Source organism: Dyadobacter sp. 676 (assembly GCF_040448675.1).
In the GTDB taxonomy this organism is placed as follows: Bacteria; Bacteroidota; Bacteroidia; order Cytophagales; family Spirosomataceae; genus Dyadobacter.
The window spans coordinates 5,089,639-5,106,660 of the sequence record NZ_CP159289.1 but is presented as its reverse complement, the minus strand read 5'-3'; the positions used below and the strand labels follow the sequence as shown (position 1 = coordinate 5,106,660).

Here is a 17,022-nt window from a genome sequence, read left to right as displayed (position 1 = left end):
GTAGTGTTGTTCGAACGGGTCTGTTTTTTTGCATTCTGATATTAATTTGGAGCTGCAATGCAGGGTTATGGGTTAATTAAGATCCTTGAAATCCGATCGGACGAGCCCGCCCTTTTGCCATTCACAAAAACCTGCAAACCGCGCCCTTTTTTGAAATGACTGCCGTCGCGGTCCCAGAGAATGGTGAGGCGTTTGCCGTGATACAATACGTCGTCGAGGCAAAACCAGTCCCATTTGTTCCCGGGAATGAGCGGGTTCACCTCGATTACTTCGTCGGCGCGGGGGCGCAAGCCCATGAGACCGGTAATAATCAGGTCATTAAATGTCGAATGGTTGTAGTAGCGGCTCCGCTCCTGGTCGCCTTTGAGCCAGTAGCCGGTCTTTTCATCCAGATATTCGCCGATGTACGGCTTACCGCGGTAATACTGCGATTCCACGTATTTTTCCAGCAACCCGAAATATGTCGTATCCGCCACCACTTCCGGTTTCGGGGCGTTCAGGCGGTTGGCAAGGCCGGTAAGCGTCTGCGCCGTCGCGAATGGCCACACCGCCCCGTCCCATTCGCATTGGCAGCAGCCGTGGGTGCGAAATCCTGGATGCCGGCGTTCGGCGGTAGTAAGGCCGAAAGGCGCATTAAACCCCGTCGGATCGGACACCTGGTTCCAGGCTGCGTCATGCTTTTCGTCGGGCAGATTGAAATACCACGGAATGAACCCAATCGCTTCGCGCACACCCGCAAAAGGCCCCTTCCCACGCTTTTTTACCGTTTCGAAAAATGCGCTGTCGGCATTCCATAACCGGCTGTCGATCAATCGCTTTAAAGTATCCGCTTTGGCATTGTATAGTTCGGCCATCGTCCCGTCGCCTTTCAATGCCGCTATGGCCGAAAGCGCTTTGGCATTGCCGTACATATAGCTGTTGATGGTCGGGCGGGCATTCTGTTCGCGCCGGCCGCCGCTGAGCGATTCTTCCATGCCGTCTTTCACGTCTGTTTGCCAGAAGAGGCCGCTCTCGGTACGGCGGTCTTTTTCCCAGGCCTTGTATTCCGAATCGAGATCGGGCAGCATGTCGAGCAGGAATGCCTTATCGTGCGTCACTTTGTAGCGGTTGTAGAGCGCGTCGGCGGTCCAGCTGCTAAAATTGAGCAGCTTCTTCATACGCCCGCCATTGTTCCCCCTGAACCACACATGTACATTATCGTCCAGGTAACGACGATCGTGCAACCATCGGCCTTCGTAAATGTGATGACCGAGGGCGCAACTGATCATATTGTATTTGTCGGCATAATTCCTGTCAACCAGAAACTCCGTTATCACAAAGCCCTGGGGCGTGTCGTGAATGTGCTTGCGGTACGTCCACCACCGGTAGTAGTATATTTCCCGGAAATTATCCTGCGGACAGTCGAATAGCGGGATATTGGCCTTCATCCACTCCCAGGATCGTGCATTCGGGATCGCATTCACCTTGTTTTCGTCCTCCATCCGGTTAAAATACGCCACATGATGCCGATAATCCTCCGCTTTCAGAACAGCCGGACCAGCCGCTTTCCGTGCACAGCCCGTCAAGCCGGCAAGGCCGATGCCTATCAATCCAAAACCAATTTTTAAATACCTCATTACTTTTTCGAAAACCAATAGATAACCGGTCCTATCTCTTTGAAAACCAGTGAAACCACTTTTCCTCCTTTTATTTTTTCAGTTTTACCGAGAACGGCACCCGTACGCGCATTCAGGCGCCGCAGACTGTAAACGCCATTAAAATGCGTCAAATCGACATCGAAAGCCGCATTACCTTCCTGGTAAATAACCAATCCTTCACCTTCTCGGGACAATATATATTGACCCGCGGCCTCCGAAGGCTGCATGGCCGCAACCGCTGCCAGAAACGCCTTCGGCAAAGCCGGTACCGCGCTCACCGAGCCTCCGGCCAGCAACACCGCCCAGGCGTGCTGTTCGGCGCCATTGGCATTATAAAGCACCGCTTTCCCGGGATATTTCTTTTTGTACTCCAAAACCGCGCTGTATACCGAGGCGAACGACACCTTACCCGTTTTCTGAATGCGTGCGTGCTGGCGTGGCGCGAGGTTTTTACCGCCCTTCGGCGCGTAATCGGTACCGTTTTCGCGGCGGTGCCAGTAGCGGATATCGATGATATCGATCAGCGCGGCATATTTCGGATCGGCCAGGATAGCGTCCTGCACGTCTTTGGTGGTACTCAATGCCACCCATGCGTTTTTGCCCTTCTCCCGCTCCCACTCGCCGATCACGTCCAGCCAGAACTGTACGAAATGCAACGGCCCGGTATATTCCGCACTAATGAATTGAATCACACCGCTTTGACCCGAAAAATTATCCAGACATTGCCGGATATAGGCCCGGTGCAATGCTTTCCGTTCGGGGTTGGCGATGTCGTAAAACTGGTCGGCAATGAAAATACGCTTGTCGCCCGCGTAAGGCGGCGGCTCCGGGAAGCCCGCCTGATTGATATTGTTCGCAGTCCGCCACGGGAAATCGGCGTAATGCGCACCGGCTTCCAGGATATTGTGCTGGAAATAATTTTGATGATACAGCAAGAGGCCCTTCTGGTCGGCAAGGGTTACAAACTCGCGCAAGCGGTTCCAGTACCATTCGTTGTACTGCTGCAAATCGTATTTGCTGAGATCGTCCCAGGCGGCGTCTTTTCCGCTTCTTGCGAATGGCTGCTCGTAAAAAGGCGGCCAGGTTTCGCCATCGATGCGGCGGATGCGCTCGTGATCGTCGCGGCGGCGGTCGTACCAGAGGCCATAGTTATGGTCCACGGCGGCGATATGCTGCCCCCGGAGCGAGTCGGTCATTTCCTGTAAATCGTCGGTAAAACCTTTGCCCACGCGCCCCGGCACATAGCGGGTAATATGCGGCCTGGCAACAGCCACGTCGTGCGGACGGATGCTTCCGCGCCACCAGGGCACCTCATGGCGTGCGCCTGTTACGAGCTCCTCCCCGCGCACCAGTCGCCCGTTACGGATGGTTAATGCAGGTAATGCATGAATGTTTTCAGGTTGGGGAAACCCGATTTCGTCGATAGACCTGACCATGGCGCCAGCCGCTGTAACCGGGCTGCGCTGCGCGGCCTGATCGATCCAGTCGGTCAGTAAAATCGTCGGCCGGTGCGAACTTTCGACCAATGCTGCCGCCTGTTCGACGGTTGGGCTACTGGACGCTTCGGTTTCATTGGGTATCAGAAAAGACCGGGCTAAAACCTGCTTGCCCAGCCGGTCGGAAAGTTGCGCGAAGTAGAGGCTACGGGGCTGGATATGCTCGTTCACATTTTCCCAGAAACCGTCCCCGGCAAAAGCCGCCCAGGCGCCGAATGCGTAGTTCTGCGTCCCCGGCGGCGCGAAATTCTCGATCCGCGACGCCGAACATTGCCAGAATACCGAATGAGCGGCCGTCCACCCCGCTCCTTGCCCGTCCTGGCCCCGGTTTTTAAAGCTCAACGCGTTTCCATCGACATTCACGATATCGAACAACACACCCGAAGCCCAGCTGTCGATAGTCCCGCTGAATCCGTGCGGCAGCCGGGATTCGCACTGGACAAACGCATTCGGGCCCGGGGCACAGTAACCGGTGGCAAAATCATGGATGCCGTATTCGGCATAACACCGCAGAAAGAGTACCTGCCCGCCCTGGGTGAAAAACGTATTCCGCCGCTGGCCGGCAATTTCCGAAACCGGTTCCAGCGACTTGCAATCCTCGACGGTAATCTTCCCTGCCGATTCGTAAACCGCCACCGCCGAGCCCGCCAGATGCCGGAACGTAACCTGCCGCACCCAGGCGTTTTCCGTATTTTCAAACGTGATACCCATCCAGCGATGGTTCTCGTCCTTGGGGTTATTTGGGTCAAACGTCGATTCAATGCGAAGGCTTTCAATTCCAATGTTATCTATGCGGCCATTCCATTGGTAAGGAACCACAAATCCGCCGCCAAACTTACTGTCCAATGCGGTTGTAACGGGTGCGTCGATAGTGATCCTGTTGCCGCAAATGGCCGTAACGACCCGGTCCCAGGTAACGTCGCGCTGCCCGGGTTTCCAGCCCAGCCAGCCGGTTTCGCCACCAAATTCCTCCATTTTCAAGCTTTGAACCCACTCGGCCGTGGAAGGCCGCACAATGCGGATGCGGTCGCCGACTTTCAGTGAGCCTGCATTTTCCACTTCAAAACCCATTGCATTGACCGGCACATAGGCGTCGGTAATGCGCAGTTCAGGTTTTAATACCGCATTATTATCCCCTAAAACCCGGATTACCGTCTCCCGCGTACGACCGTCACCCAGCAGTACCGTTCCACCGTCGCCCATTCCGGCCCCGCGCAGCACAACACCTGACTTCTTCATGACAATACCCGCCAAAACCCGATGCACGCCGGAACCAAGCAACACCGCCCCCCCGAAGGCCGTTCGCATCCAAAGGCAGGTTGCCGACATAGTCCACCGCCGCCTGAATACGCGCCGTAGCGTCGCCCTCGCGGGCAGGCACCGTTACGCGTACGGGCACGTCGGGGATCGCCTGCGTGCCGGCCATATAACCGGCGTAGGAAAAATCGACAATACGGTTGCCGAGCGAATCGGGCGTGTAGGCAAGCCGGCCATCCTCAGCCAATGCGACCGGCGAAGCCTTTTTGGGTCTCTTCTGGCCGAATGCAATGGGCGCCAAAAGAAAATACAATCCTGTCAGCGACAGGATCGTATCGAATTTCATCACCTTAACCAAGTATCTCAGTTTTTCCAAGTCAAATGCTACTTTTGGCCGGGCGCGCCTTTCAGCGAAGCCAGGGTATCATGGTTATTTTTAGGGTTTTTCCAATCCATTTTCTTTTTCGGATCGATGCCGTTGATGAACTTCTCTATGTTTGAATAACCGTCTCCGCTCATGTCTTTCTGCGCATCGGACGGATCTTTTGGATTCAAACCGTATTTGATTTCCCACTCGTTCGGCATGCCGTCGTCGTCCGAATCCGGATACGGGGTCCCTTTGTACTCGGGGTAGCCTCCTACCTGCGAAATGTCGGTGATAATGCCGTTTTTGTACGAATCGATCGGCAGGCGGCGATGCTCGAACTGCTTCTCGGGCAATTTTACATTATCCAGCGGATTGATCTTTCCTGTACGTACCTGCGTGGTTACGCGGGCATCCACGGGATCGCGGCGCGGAAGCGTGGCCCCGGCATTCGCGAGCACGTACTCGAATGATTCCTTTGCGCTCATGACCGGAAACTGCGGCATCGGAAGCGGCCGGTCCCATTTGATATGGTCGCGGTACTTGCCGGCATTCGGCAGGTCTTCCACCTGCACGCCGCCGTCCCAGTTGTCTTTGGTAACTTTTTCGTTGCCTTCCACGATATTTCCGTTCACGTAAGCGCGGCCGAAAACGAGGTATTTCAGCTTGCTGCGGCCCGCTTCCGGTTTAAGGATGCGGTAACCGATAGGCGAATCTTTCGGAGTCTGCGGCCCCGGTTTGAAATAGTTGTTAATGATATTGTACATTGCCCGGTAATCGCCGCCGTCGATAGAACGGTGCACCCAGTTGAACACGACATTGTTGACGAAATTGAATATCCCGTACCAGCCGATGGACGGGTTACGGCCCGCATTGTTGGCCCAGAGATTGCGCATGAACGTACAATTCTCGCCACCCAATGTACTGCCGAATGCATGGTTCCAGGTATCCAGCGTTTCGGAGAATATCGAGTTCTGGATCGTGATATTAACCGTCGGGAGTTTTTGTTCCTGCGCGCCGGTGCTGTCGTTGTACATATGCCGGTACATCGACATGTTTTCATCCAATCCCCAACTGGCCGAAACGTGGTCGATCATAATGTTGCCGATGGGGTTACCGCCTATGGAATCGTCGCGGCGGCCTACGAACGTTTCGCCCCGGCGGAAACGCATGTGCCGGATCACCACATCGTGCGTGTTGATCCACACGCTCTCGCCTGCCACGCAAACACCGTCGCCCGGGGCCGTCTGGCCAGCAATCGTAATGTAAGGTGCACGGATAATGAGGGGTGTTTTCAAACGGATAATCCCTGCCACATTGAATACGATAATGCGGGCCCCGCCCTGCTCGCAGGCTTCACGAAGCGTTCCGGGACCGCTATCCGCGAGGCTTTTCACCACATACACCTTACCTCCGCGGCCGCCAAAACTGAATGCCCCGCCACCCTCCGCACCGGGAAACGCGGGGATATCGGATTGCGGCAAATCCACCGGGCGCGCCGCCCAGGGAATGTAGGGCTTGCCCTTTTTAGCCTCCGCCTCGATGATCGGCAAAGCCTTCTGCCACGCGATTTCCGATTTGCGCTCGGCTTCCGCCAGCAGCGAATCGCTCGTTTTCTTGGCCGCGGCGGGGATTTTGGGATATTGAGCGAAAGTACCGTGCGCTAAAAGCAGGCCGGCTAATGCTAGTTGGAGTGAGTGTTTAGGAATGGATGTCATATTTATTGCTATGTTGATATTCGCACCTATAAAAAATTGATTATCATATAATATATCGCCCGTAAACGCAGGCGTCATTAAAGTTTTATTACGGTGCTCTGCACCTTACGGCGAAGGCGCAGAGCGCCGCAATAATGCAGGAGAATCGTCAATCAACGATGAGGAGCGGTACCGCAACGATTGCAGGTGCAGAGCACCGTAACATTTGCAGGTGCAGAGCACCGTAACATTTGTAGGTGCAGAGCACCGCAATATTTGTGGGCGCAGAGCACCGTAACAGTTCGCCGTCAGATTAGCATCGTTAATCATTTCAACGGGTCAAATGTGCCGGATGGCCAGCCTATGTTCTGTTCGAGCCGCGGGTTGTTGGTCAATGCCTGCTGCGGGATCGCAAAAAAGTAATATTCCGGCTTCCAGTTCACCAGATATTTGGTATCCAGCTTCTTAGGCACGATTTCGAAATAATTTTTATACACCGAATCCAGGTTCATACCGTCGCGGCGTGCGGCGAAATCTTCGGGGGTAATACCCGTCGTTTTCAGGTTGATGGTCACTCCGTTGCGGCTTTTGCCGTTCAAAACCGTTTCAAATTTTTTCCAGCGGCGCAGGTCATAAAAACGCTTTCCTTCGAATGCCAGCTCTACCTGTCTTTCGTGCAAGATCGCCTCGAACATCTGGGTGCGGGTCATGTTCGGGTTCAAACCGTAATAGCCGTCGGCGCCCGGCTCGATACCCGCCCGTTTGCGGAGTGCCGTCAATTGGGCATAGGCCTCGTCCAGTTTGTTCACACCGCAGGCGGCTTCGGCGAAGTTGAGCATTACCTCGGCATAGCGCATTTCGATCCAGTCGGTGCCGGCGTTGGCCACCGCTCCGGGTGCAAGGTTCGGGTCGATCGCCTTGCGGCAATAGAAGCCTGTGTTGGTCGCCTTTTGCTCTACGGTCTTGTTATTTACAAAATAGGTCCATAGCCGATAATTGGTATTCCCGTTGATCGCCCACGTAGCGCCGTTGAATGCGATGGTCTGGTTGAAGCGTGGGTCGCGGTTTTTATAGAAAAGCTGCGGGTCGTAGCCGGAGCCCTTTTCGTCGATATTCCTACCGTTTTTCATCGGAAACGCCTGTGCTATTTCCCAGGTAGGCTGATTGGAACCGCCGGCCGTTCCGAGATAGGAAGGCCGCGTGTTATTGTCCCAGGTCATGTTTTTGTTGATCTGGTCACCTACTTTATTATTGTAGCAGGTCACCCAAACCGCCTCGGGGTTATTCACCTCCTGAAACCACAAATCGCTGAAACTGCCGTGCAGCTTGAAACCGTTAGCCGAAAGCAGCTCGATCGCCTTTTTTATTGGCATCGTAGGCCGCCTGCCAGCGTTCGGGCAGGTCGTTCGGATTGAATTGCGGGCTCGCGAAATGCAGCAGAATACGCCCTTTGAAACCCGCAGCGGCACCGCTGGTAATACGGCCCCAGTCGTTGGTATTGTTCCAGCGCCCCGGCAGGCTGGCGATACTGTAATCGAGGTCTTTCACGATCATCGCGATGCTTTCGGAAGTGCTGCTGCGGGGAATGGCCGCCTCCTCTTTCGCTTCCTCACCCACACCTTCGAGCGGTTCGAGCACCATCGGAACGCCCCCGTAGAGTTGCACCAAATCCCAGTAGCGAAACGCGCGGAAGAAGATAACCTGGCCCATCAGGCGTTTTTTAACATCCTCGCTCAAACCGCCGTCCGGCAGCTTGGCCAGAAACTGGTTAATGGAGCGGATTTTACCATAATTATTGGTTGCGTTCACACCGATGCCGAAATCCTGCACCGTATTCACCTGCACCGTGCCTTCAAAAAACCGCGACTCCCCGCCGATCTCGTCGGTACATTTCAGGAAGTCACCGCTGGGCCACGTGGGCAGATTTTGATCATAAACATAATCCACATAGCCTTTCGCCAGCAGGGTATCGTTAAAAACCTGCTCCTCATTGAATGCGGAAAGGTCTGTCTTGTCGAGTATATTTTCACAGCTTGTCAATCCAAAACCGAACAATGCTGCCAGTATCCAATGCTTTTTCATCGCTATGCCGATTTTTAGAGTGAAAGGTTTAAACCCAACGACCAGGTCCGCATTTGCGGGTACACATTATAAGCCCCCGTGGCGGCCTTGTAGTCATATGGGTTTACGAAAGTGACCGGGTTCATACCCACGCCGATGATTTTCATCGAACTGATACCTAATTTTTTAGCCACATTCTGACTTAACTGGTATGACACGTTGAGGCTGCGCATGTTGAATGCGAGTGCATTGCGAAACCAGAAAGCCGAAACCATAGAATATGTCTCCTCATAATAAGGATCGGGATATTTCGCATTCGGATTTTCGGGTGTGTAGTGGTCGGCCCAGAAAACCGGGCGGGAAACGTCTTTCGCGGCCTTCTTGCGCGCGTCCCCATCCACAATGCCCTGTCCGCCGAAAGAGCCGGCTGTCACGACATCCACCCGGAACCCTTTAAACCCGAACCCAAACGACAACCCGAAGGTGTAATGGTTGTTCTCTTTTTTGGTGAGGTACTCCTGATCGTCCTCTGTGATCTTGCCGTCCGGCGCGGCATAACTGCCGTCGGTCTGGCGCGGGCCGCGGATATCCTGATAATAGAGCATGCCCGGTTTGGGTGCATAGCCCATAATGGTGTAATCCGGGTTCTTTTCAAGGAAACGGTCCACCTCTTCCTGCGAACGGAACATGCCCAGGTAGCGGTAGCCCTGCAATCCGCGGTCGCTCGATCGCCCCGTCGGGTCGAGCCAGGTGCCCCGGTTGGTAGCGGCCACGTCCACGAAGATATTCTTGTTATCGCTCCACGCCAGGAATGCGCCGATGTTGTAGTCGATGTTCTTGCCGATCCGGTCGCTCCAACCGGTTGCGAATTCGAAACCGAAGGAGTTCACGGTCTCGTAGTTCTCGGCCGGCATGACCGAACCGATCGTTAATGGCACGGACGACGATAATGTGGTAAGCAAATTATAACCATGATCGTGGTACGCGTCGATGGTCGTCGACAAGCGGTTGTTCAGGAACGATGCATCGATACCCACATTCTTCTTGGTCACATCGTCCCAGCGGCCATAGTAATTCGGCAGCTTTTCGAGCTTGATACCGACCGTTCGGTCGCTGTTCCCTCCGAACACCGCCCCATTCGAGGCCTGCGGCGTGTACCGTTGCAGCCATTGCCAGGCAGCCGTCCGGTCTCCTCCGAGGAAACCGATCGACGCCCGTAGTTTCAGATTATTGATGAAGGATAATTTTTCCCGGAAAAAGCGCTCTTCGGACATCACCCAGCCCGCTGAAAGCTGCGGGAATGTTCCCCAGCGGTATTCGGGCGCAAACTTGGTGGAAGCATCCCGGCGGAACGAAAACTCGAAGAGATAACGATCGGCAAAACTGTAATTCAGACGCCCCACATACGAAAGGATACCGCTTTCGTTCGCCGCATTGGGGCCGATGTCTTTGGCACCGAAAGCCGACATCAGGTAGTCGTTACCTCCTTCAAAAATGCCCTCTTTCATCGTGGCAATGCTTTCGGTGTAAATTTCCGACTGCTCCACCAGGGCCAGCGCACTCACGGAATGCCTTCCGAAATCGCGGGCATAGCTCAGGTTGAAGTTCAGCTGGTAGCCGTCGGAATAGCCGGGATTGAAACGCAGGCGGTCGCCGTTGTTAAGGCGCGTGGGCGCATTGGGCGTGCCGCCGTAAATATGCTTGTTATCGCCCAGCATCGAGAAACCATACGCTTTATAATAGGTACCAAACTGCTTGCCCCAGTCGTTGCCGAGGTTTTTGTTGTAAACCGTCCTGATTTTCAGGCCGGGTAGAAAAGGCACATTGTATTCCAGATAGGCATTCACATTCAGCACTACATTGCGCGAGCGGGTGTAATTGTCGAGCTTTTGCGCTTCGAAGAAATGGAAACCGGTCGTCCCCGAACCGCCCGGCAGCAATACGGGCAGGCCGTCGACGTAAGGCGGTATGAACTGGGGTGTGTTAAGCAGGTTGGTCACATCCTTTTCCGCGTTTTCGCCGCCCTGTTTGAGGTAGAACAGCTTGTTATCGGACAGGTTACCGCTCACGCCCAGTCCGACCCTGATGTGCCGGGTCACGTTCACGTCCGTACTGGCGCGGAAGTTCCATTTTTTATAGCTGATGTTGTCGACATTTCCGTTCTGATAAAAATAGGCGGCCCCCGCGAAGAATGTCGCGCGCTCGTTGCCGCCGCTGATATTCACCGCATGCCGGGTGTTGAGCGAGGGCTTCCAGGCCATGTCGAACCAATTGTAATTGTTATTCCTGAAATATTCCAGCTCGTCCGGCGAGTAATATTCGGGATCGGTCGGCGCCAGGCCGCGGCTGCGGTTGAAATCGTTCAGGTACGTCGCCAGTTGGACACCGTTCATCATTTTGGACTTGTAAACGGCGTCCGATACCCCCACCGTGGTGGTGTAATTCACCGTAGGCTTACCCGCCTTTCCCCGTTTGGTACGGACCACCACAACACCCAATGCCGCCCGCGCGCCGTAAACAGCCGCAGCACCGTCTTTGAGGACCGACAGGTTTTCGATTTCCGATGCATCCAGCAGCTGAAAATCGGATTCCGAACGTATTACATCGTCGATGATATACAGGGGCGAATTGCTGCCGCCGTCTTTGGACGCCTTCGTAGGGTTACGGATCACGATAGACGCAGGCGCACCCGGCCGTGCCATGCCACCGCTGACGTTCACTCCCGGCAGTTTTCCGACCAGCGCCGAGGAAATATCGCCGACCGGCAGTTCATCGATGTCCTTCATTTTGACCGTCGCCACGGCGCCGGTCAGGTGCGAACGCTTCTGTTCGCCATACCCGACCACTACCACATCTTCCAGCGCTTTCACATCGGGCTCGAGAACCACCGTAAGCGAACCGCGATTGGCGATGTCGACCGTCTGTTTCACGAACCCGACGTAGCTGATGATCACGGTGCCGCCATTTTCGGGCACATTCAACGCAAATTTACCTTCCGCGTCGGTGGCTGTTCCGGAAGTAGTACCCGAAAGGAGGATCGAAACCCCCGGCATCGGCTCCTTCGAGACGCCATCGATCACAATACCTTTCAGTACGCGGTTCTGCGCCTGCGCGGCCGAAACCGCGAGCAGCAGCGTGAGGATGAGTAGAAGTGGTTTTCTCATGTAATTGGGTCATTTAGAATATAACTATTTCAAGACAATCACCGGTTTTCATTGATAAAGTCCAATTGAAACCACGATCAAGTCTATTTGAGCCCATCGATTCACCCAAACATTTTGTCGGATTTATTTCCGCACACGATACCGGGAACGTTTGCAGACGGTAGTATAACTTCTACTCATCGGCAAGTTAGTGTAAAACAGACACATTTTCGATTATTTGCTTTTATTTAAAATTTAAAAAACAATCGAAGTATATATTGCATTATTCAAATATCCAGGCCGGCATTTGCTTTCTGCAATCATAACGGTTTGAAACCCGTTCGAAACCACGTCCCCTACCCGGTTACCTTATCAAGAATCGGTATAAATCCAAATTTCTCTTCCCGGCGCACAAAAAGGGGACAAGCCGTTGAATCCTTCTCGGAAGCTATGTATGTTTGAATGGACGCTATCAGGAACGGGTTATGGTGAAGCAAAAAGTCTATCGGAAACACATTCAACTTACTGACTTTCAAATTAAAAAATTATACGAGCTGAGCGAGTTCGACGGGATCGATCCGGCAGAACACGCCATGCGCGCCATCGACGCTTATCTGAAAAACAAAAAGACGGACCTGCCTTTGAAGGACCAGGTGCAAATCCGCACGAAGGTGAAGGACCAAAGCTACGATCCGCAGATCGAAGGGGCCGTATGGCTCTCGGGAACAGTGAACCAGTACGAGTTTTCGGCATTGATCCTCAAAACCCCCGCTAAAACAGCCATGGAAAAAGGACGTATCTCGAAGCTCTCGATCTGGGACCCGGCAGTGAGGAAAGCCACGAACAACTTTATCGGTGCGTGTATCGTTAACTACGACCGTGGCTGGGACATCCGCCCGAGCCGCCGCGCTGAGGTTTACTATCACCCGGTAAAAGCATTGCTCGACGAGTTCATCGCCTCACATTGAGCCGCGCCGCTAAATAAGAAGCTGATTTACAAATTGCTACGAGTGACCGGGTGTAACTAATTTCGCGGCATGAAAACAATCACACTCGCAAGCTGGTGCCTTCTGGGCCTCTATACCGCCATCCTTCTCGGCCTCATTTTGTTCTCCCGTTCGGGCTCATCCAACGACCGCATGGCAGGGGGTTTCTTAATGATGCTTTTTGTCCCGCTGATCATCCTGGCGGGTATTAACCTGCTTCCATACAAGTTCACGCACATATTGGTGCTCGTCGTATGTCTTTTTCCCGCGGTTGGCGGCGTGCTGATGCTCATCGCGTCCCCGATCGTAAAAGGTGTGCAGGAGATGATTTGGGCAAACGAAGATGCGGCCAGGGACAATGGTACTTACTATTTCAAAGATCCGCAGCGCCGGAAATTAGCGGCGGACATTGTGGCATTGGACATTGAGAAGCTCCGGACAGACCTGCAAGAGCCGGTACCTGACCTGAACAATGCGGGTCTCGAACAAATCACCTTGTTTGATTTTGCAGCCAAACAATGCTTAAAAACCGATCCTGCCAAAGCCATTGCCTGCTTTGATGTATTGCTCAAAAACGGTGCGACGATCGATAACGGTGATCCCGCGCATACGCCAACTCATTTCCAGGTACTCGAATACGATCCGAGCGTGCTGAGATGGTTTCTCGAAAACGGTGCTGATCCCAATGCACACACTGCCGCTGGACAATACGGCATTTACGAGCCAATCCTGAATGCCGCAGTATCCAGCGGCGGTGCCGAAGCTCCCAGCTCATTGAAAATGGAAAAGGTCCGCCTTCTGCTCGACTATGGCGCCAATCCGGACGGGGACACGCCCGAACCAGGCGAGTCGGTTGTCGGGATCGTACCTTTGGCGAAAGCGGCAAGCCGTTACGACTGGGCAATATGTGAGCTATTGATGGATCGCGGCGCTAATATCCATCTCCAACCGCTGGGGGGGCTTTACGATCACGAAAATCGTAGAAGACAGGCTGAAACAATACAGGTCGTGGGGCAAAGTTCCGGAGGATGACCTGGTCCAGATCGCCAAACGCCTCAATTTGCCCGTAACATCAGATACGCTACAATAAATGCAATAATCGCCGCAATGGGGCCGAATATGAAAGCGGCCGTCATGCTGGCTTCCATCGACTTATCATGCGAGTTCGAGGATAATTTCGTAATCAAATAATAACCGCCCACAGCCGCTATCAAATAAGCCGCGATGGCAATAAACAGGCAGAAGACGAAAATTTTCACAACGAACAAGTTTAGGTTATCCGGAACCCGGCACATAAATTTACTAATCCACCTGCTACGAGTTGAAAATATGGTACAACCCGACGACTATTTATTTGCCGACATTGAAAGGGTAAAACAGATACCTATCGTCAAAACCGTGTTGGAAGTAATCTGCCGTTCGACGGGAATGGGTTTTGCCACCGTAGCCCGGGTAACCGAAAACCGCTGGGTGGCATGCTGCGTACAGGACGAGATCGGATTCGGATTGCAAGAAGGGGACGAACTGGAAATCGGTACTACGATTTGCAACGAAATACGCGCCAGCGGAAAAGCGGTGGTGATCGACCACGTGGACGACAACGATTTTTATGCCGGACATCCCACTCCGAAAATATATGGTTTCAAAAGCTACATTTCGCTGCCCATCATATTAAAAAGCGGGGAATTCTTCGGGACGCTATGCGCCATCGATCCCAAACCCAACCAGTTGCAGAACCCCAGGGTGGTAGGCATGTTCAACCTCTTCGCCGAGTTGCTGGCCTTCCACCTCGACAGCATCCAGCTCATCCAGCGCTCCCGCGAGGCCATTCAGGACCTCGAACGCCAACTGAGCGCTTCTAACGACGAAAACAGGCAGTACCGCCATATTTCAAGCCATAACCTGCAAGAACCACTTCGCAAACTGAGGGTTTTCAGCGATATGCTCGTTAATGCAACCGACCGGTACGAGGTAGAGAAAGCCAGGGACCTGGCGGTGAAGATCCGCAGCAGCGCCCAGCAGTTCTCGATGATGATCAAGGACTTATCCGACCATTCGGAGCCGAATGATGCCCGCACATTTGAAAGCGTGTCGCTGGCCCGCGTTGTGGCTGATGTCGTAAGCCAGTTGACGCCGCAAATCGAGCGCCGCAATATTACCCTTGAAACAGGGCATTTACCCGAGGTACACGCAGTTCCCGAGCAAATGGAGCAGCTTTTTTACCAGCTTCTGCACAATGCGGTCAAGTTCGCCGGCTATGGTCAGCCTCCTAAGATCCGGGTATCCTGCCGGGAACTCGCACTGCATGAGATCGACGAGCTGCTTCCGGAGCCGCTTCAAATGGCTTACGCCGAAATCAGGGTCGAGGATAACGGCATCGGTATCGACGATACACAACTGGAAAAGGTCTTCGATATTTTTGCGCGCCTTCCGACCGGGAATTTCGGGCAGGGAGAAGGGGTGGGACTTGCCTACTGCCGAAAAATCGTAAGAAACCATAAAGGCACCATCAAAGCCGAGCCTAATCCGGGAAAAGGCACGACGTTTGTAGTAATGCTGCCATTACCGAACTAAAACTCATTTGAAATGAAAATAGCAACCTATAACGTCAACGGTGTAAACGGTCGCTTGCCCGTGCTGCTGCGGTGGCTTTCGGAAACCACGCCCGATATAGTCTGTTTGCAGGAATTGAAAGCGCCGCAGGAAAAATTCCCGGAGCAGGCCATTCTTGAAGCGGGTTACAAGGCGATATGGCACGGCCAGAAAAGCTGGAACGGCGTGGCGATCCTTTCACGGGGCGATATCCCCCGGGAAATACGCCGCATTCTGCCCGGCGACCCCGAAGACGTCCACAGCCGCTATATCGAGGCAGAGATTGCCGGGCTAACTATCGGCGGACTATATCTTCCGAATGGCAATCCTGCCCCCGGCCCCAAGTTCGACTACAAACTCCGGTGGTTCGACCGCCTGATCACCCACGCGGAAAGCCTCCTGGCCGCCGGAAAGCCTGCGCTGCTTACGGGGGACTTCAATGTAATGCCTACCGAAATGGACGTTTATAAGCCCGAAAGCTGGATCGACGATGCCTTGTTCCGGCCCGAAACGCGGGCCGCTTTTGCCGAACTGGTAGCCCAGGGCTGGACGGACGCCCTGCGGACTATTTATCCCCATGAAAAGATTTACACGTTCTGGGACTATTTCCGCAATGCATTTGCCCGCAACGCCGGTTTGCGCATCGATCATTTCCTGTTAAGCCCGCAGGTAGCCGAACGCCTCATCGATGCGGGAGTGGACAAGCAGGTACGAGGCTGGGAAAAAACCAGTGACCATGCACCCGTCTGGATCGAACTGAAAGATTAAACCTTCCCAATATCATGAAGACACTGATTTACGGATGTATGCTCGTGGATGCCGCCACTGCCATGTTCCTCTTTTTTTCGCTTTTCGGCAGCGGCCAGGATTCCGCGGGCAAAGGCATGATTTTTCTGCCCATACTCGCGCTCATCGCGTGCGTCGCCGGCGCGTACTTTTTGCTTGGGGCAGGGCACACGGGATGGGCGCTTGGCGTCAGCGGATTTCCGGTTATCATCGTCGCTTACCTGCTGTTCATCAGTTTTACCTGACAGATTATCTCAAAAGCTCCTCCTATGAAAATGATTATCATCCGCACAATCTGCTTCCTGATGTTCCCGGTATGCCCGTTTTTCTCAAATGCGCAGTCGCCAAAAGTGTTCAAAGTAAGGGCGGGCGAATATCCCGACAGGGTTATTCCGTATGCCGACCGGTACCAATTCGCACAGTTTATCACAGGTAAAGCGCAATTCGTCGATGGCCGTACTTCTCAGGCGCGTTTTAACTACAACTATATAGGCGGCCATGTTCTTTTTGTGGATGCAAAACTGGATACACTCGAGATCATCGATAAGGCAATCCTTAAAAACATCACGGTCGGCGAAAAATCTTATCGTTTCGACAAGCGGTTCGGATATAGCGAGGTAATCGGTACTTTTGAGCGCGCCAGTCTCGGAAAGCGGGAAGTGCTTGCCAGCATTGGCACGGAGAAAGGCGGTCCTTATGGCATTTCATACACAGCATCGTCGGTCACGACCTACCGCTCCTATTCCAGCGACCAGGCGGCCACCACAAAGAAGCTGAATACCAATGCCGAAGGCATATTCACCTATCGCACAACCTATTTCCTGATCGACAACAATAACCGCTTCTACATTCCGGCGCCGGGTAGCATTAAGAAATTATATCCAGCCTATAAAAGCCGGATCGACCAATATCTCCGCAAAAACCCGGTTGATTTCGGGAAAGAAGAGGATTTGAAACGTTTGCTCGTCCATTGTGACCAACTATCGAAATAAACAAAAGCTTA

Annotated in this window: 14 protein-coding genes; 6 read left to right on the top strand and 8 right to left on the bottom strand. The window is 53.5% G+C overall.

The annotated features are described in order from the left end of the window. Positions 1–65: 65 nt before the first annotated feature. The 7 genes from ABV298_RS22720 to ABV298_RS22690 form a co-directional block, all read right to left on the bottom strand. The gene (locus ABV298_RS22720; protein WP_353718448.1) at positions 66–1,616 is read right to left on the bottom strand and encodes a glycosyl hydrolase family 65 protein; all 1,551 of its coding nucleotides are present in this window, start codon (positions 1,614–1,616) and stop codon (positions 66–68) included. Further along, complete coding sequence (locus ABV298_RS22715) at positions 1,616–4,372, bottom strand: DUF6298 domain-containing protein (protein WP_353718447.1); 2,757 nt, start codon at positions 4,370–4,372, stop codon at positions 1,616–1,618. The genes ABV298_RS22720 and ABV298_RS22715 overlap by 1 nt, the downstream gene beginning before the upstream one ends. Further along, complete coding sequence (locus ABV298_RS22710; RefSeq protein ID WP_353718446.1) at positions 4,305–4,766, bottom strand: hypothetical protein; 462 nt, start codon at positions 4,764–4,766, stop codon at positions 4,305–4,307. Before ABV298_RS22710 ends, ABV298_RS22715 begins: the two co-directional genes overlap by 68 nt. 8 nt (positions 4,767–4,774) lie before the next feature. Beyond that, complete coding sequence (locus ABV298_RS22705; RefSeq protein ID WP_353718445.1) at positions 4,775–6,472, bottom strand: polysaccharide lyase; 1,698 nt, start codon at positions 6,470–6,472, stop codon at positions 4,775–4,777. Between the two features lie 305 nt (positions 6,473–6,777). Then, positions 6,778–7,824: a RagB/SusD family nutrient uptake outer membrane protein gene (locus tag ABV298_RS22700; RefSeq protein ID WP_353718444.1), complete on the bottom strand. Its 1,047-nt coding sequence runs from the start codon at positions 7,822–7,824 to the stop codon at positions 6,778–6,780. Continuing rightward, complete coding sequence (locus tag ABV298_RS22695) at positions 7,787–8,533, bottom strand: RagB/SusD family nutrient uptake outer membrane protein (RefSeq protein ID WP_353718443.1); 747 nt, start codon at positions 8,531–8,533, stop codon at positions 7,787–7,789. The genes ABV298_RS22700 and ABV298_RS22695 overlap by 38 nt, the downstream gene beginning before the upstream one ends. A 14-nt stretch (positions 8,534–8,547) precedes the next feature. Then, positions 8,548–11,676, bottom strand: coding sequence for a SusC/RagA family TonB-linked outer membrane protein (locus ABV298_RS22690; protein WP_353718442.1), 3,129 nt, complete (start codon positions 11,674–11,676; stop codon positions 8,548–8,550). Positions 11,677–12,140: 464 nt separating this feature from the next. On the opposite strand from ABV298_RS22690, the gene ABV298_RS22685 reads away from it, so the two are divergent. Together ABV298_RS22685 and ABV298_RS22680 are read left to right on the top strand one after the other, a co-directional pair. Further along, a complete protein-coding gene (locus ABV298_RS22685; protein ID WP_353718441.1) occupies positions 12,141–12,623 on the top strand; it encodes a hypothetical protein in 483 nt (160 codons plus the stop codon). A 69-nt stretch (positions 12,624–12,692) separates the two neighbouring features. Further along, positions 12,693–13,673: a hypothetical protein gene (locus ABV298_RS22680; RefSeq protein ID WP_353718440.1), complete on the top strand. Its 981-nt coding sequence runs from the start codon at positions 12,693–12,695 to the stop codon at positions 13,671–13,673. Positions 13,674–13,696: 23 nt separating this feature from the next. On the opposite strand, the gene ABV298_RS22675 is transcribed toward ABV298_RS22680, so the two are convergent. Then, a complete protein-coding gene (locus tag ABV298_RS22675) occupies positions 13,697–13,900 on the bottom strand; it encodes a hypothetical protein (protein ID WP_353718439.1) in 204 nt (67 codons plus the stop codon). 70 nt (positions 13,901–13,970) lie between these two features. Here ABV298_RS22675 and ABV298_RS22670 point away from each other — a divergent pair, with 70 nt between their 5' ends. Genes ABV298_RS22670 through ABV298_RS22655 form a run of 4 tightly spaced genes read left to right on the top strand, consistent with a single transcriptional unit; the run spans position 13,971 to position 17,011 of the window. Further along, complete coding sequence (locus ABV298_RS22670) at positions 13,971–15,215, top strand: GAF domain-containing sensor histidine kinase (RefSeq protein ID WP_353718438.1); 1,245 nt, start codon at positions 13,971–13,973, stop codon at positions 15,213–15,215. Between the two features lie 12 nt (positions 15,216–15,227). Then, complete coding sequence (xth, locus tag ABV298_RS22665) at positions 15,228–16,001, top strand: exodeoxyribonuclease III (protein ID WP_353718437.1); 774 nt, start codon at positions 15,228–15,230, stop codon at positions 15,999–16,001. Between the two features lie 14 nt (positions 16,002–16,015). Beyond that, the gene (locus ABV298_RS22660; RefSeq protein ID WP_353718436.1) at positions 16,016–16,264 is read left to right on the top strand and encodes a hypothetical protein; all 249 of its coding nucleotides are present in this window, start codon (positions 16,016–16,018) and stop codon (positions 16,262–16,264) included. Between the two features lie 24 nt (positions 16,265–16,288). Beyond that, positions 16,289–17,011, top strand: coding sequence for a hypothetical protein (locus ABV298_RS22655; RefSeq protein ID WP_353718435.1), 723 nt, complete (start codon positions 16,289–16,291; stop codon positions 17,009–17,011). Positions 17,012–17,022 lie beyond the last annotated feature (11 nt).

Excerpts from the sequence above, each read along its gene's own strand:
- ABV298_RS22720 (WP_353718448.1), bottom strand. The coding sequence starts at position 1,616 with ATGAGGTATTTAAAAATTGGTTTTGGATTGATAGGCATCGGCCTTGCC.
- ABV298_RS22715 (WP_353718447.1), bottom strand. The coding sequence starts at position 4,372 with ATGAAGAAGTCAGGTGTTGTGCTGCGCGGGGCCGGAATGGGCGACGGT.
- ABV298_RS22705 (WP_353718445.1), bottom strand. The coding sequence starts at position 6,472 with ATGACATCCATTCCTAAACACTCACTCCAACTAGCATTAGCCGGCCTG.
- ABV298_RS22700 (WP_353718444.1), bottom strand. The coding sequence starts at position 7,824 with ATGCCAATAAAAAAGGCGATCGAGCTGCTTTCGGCTAACGGTTTCAAG.
- ABV298_RS22695 (WP_353718443.1), bottom strand. The coding sequence starts at position 8,533 with ATGAAAAAGCATTGGATACTGGCAGCATTGTTCGGTTTTGGATTGACA.
- ABV298_RS22690 (WP_353718442.1), bottom strand. The coding sequence starts at position 11,676 with ATGAGAAAACCACTTCTACTCATCCTCACGCTGCTGCTCGCGGTTTCG.
- ABV298_RS22685 (WP_353718441.1), top strand. The coding sequence starts at position 12,141 with ATGGTGAAGCAAAAAGTCTATCGGAAACACATTCAACTTACTGACTTT.
- ABV298_RS22680 (WP_353718440.1), top strand. The coding sequence starts at position 12,693 with ATGAAAACAATCACACTCGCAAGCTGGTGCCTTCTGGGCCTCTATACC.
- ABV298_RS22670 (WP_353718438.1), top strand. The coding sequence starts at position 13,971 with ATGGTACAACCCGACGACTATTTATTTGCCGACATTGAAAGGGTAAAA.
- xth (WP_353718437.1), top strand. The coding sequence starts at position 15,228 with ATGAAAATAGCAACCTATAACGTCAACGGTGTAAACGGTCGCTTGCCC.
- ABV298_RS22660 (WP_353718436.1), top strand. The coding sequence starts at position 16,016 with ATGAAGACACTGATTTACGGATGTATGCTCGTGGATGCCGCCACTGCC.
- ABV298_RS22655 (WP_353718435.1), top strand. The coding sequence starts at position 16,289 with ATGAAAATGATTATCATCCGCACAATCTGCTTCCTGATGTTCCCGGTA.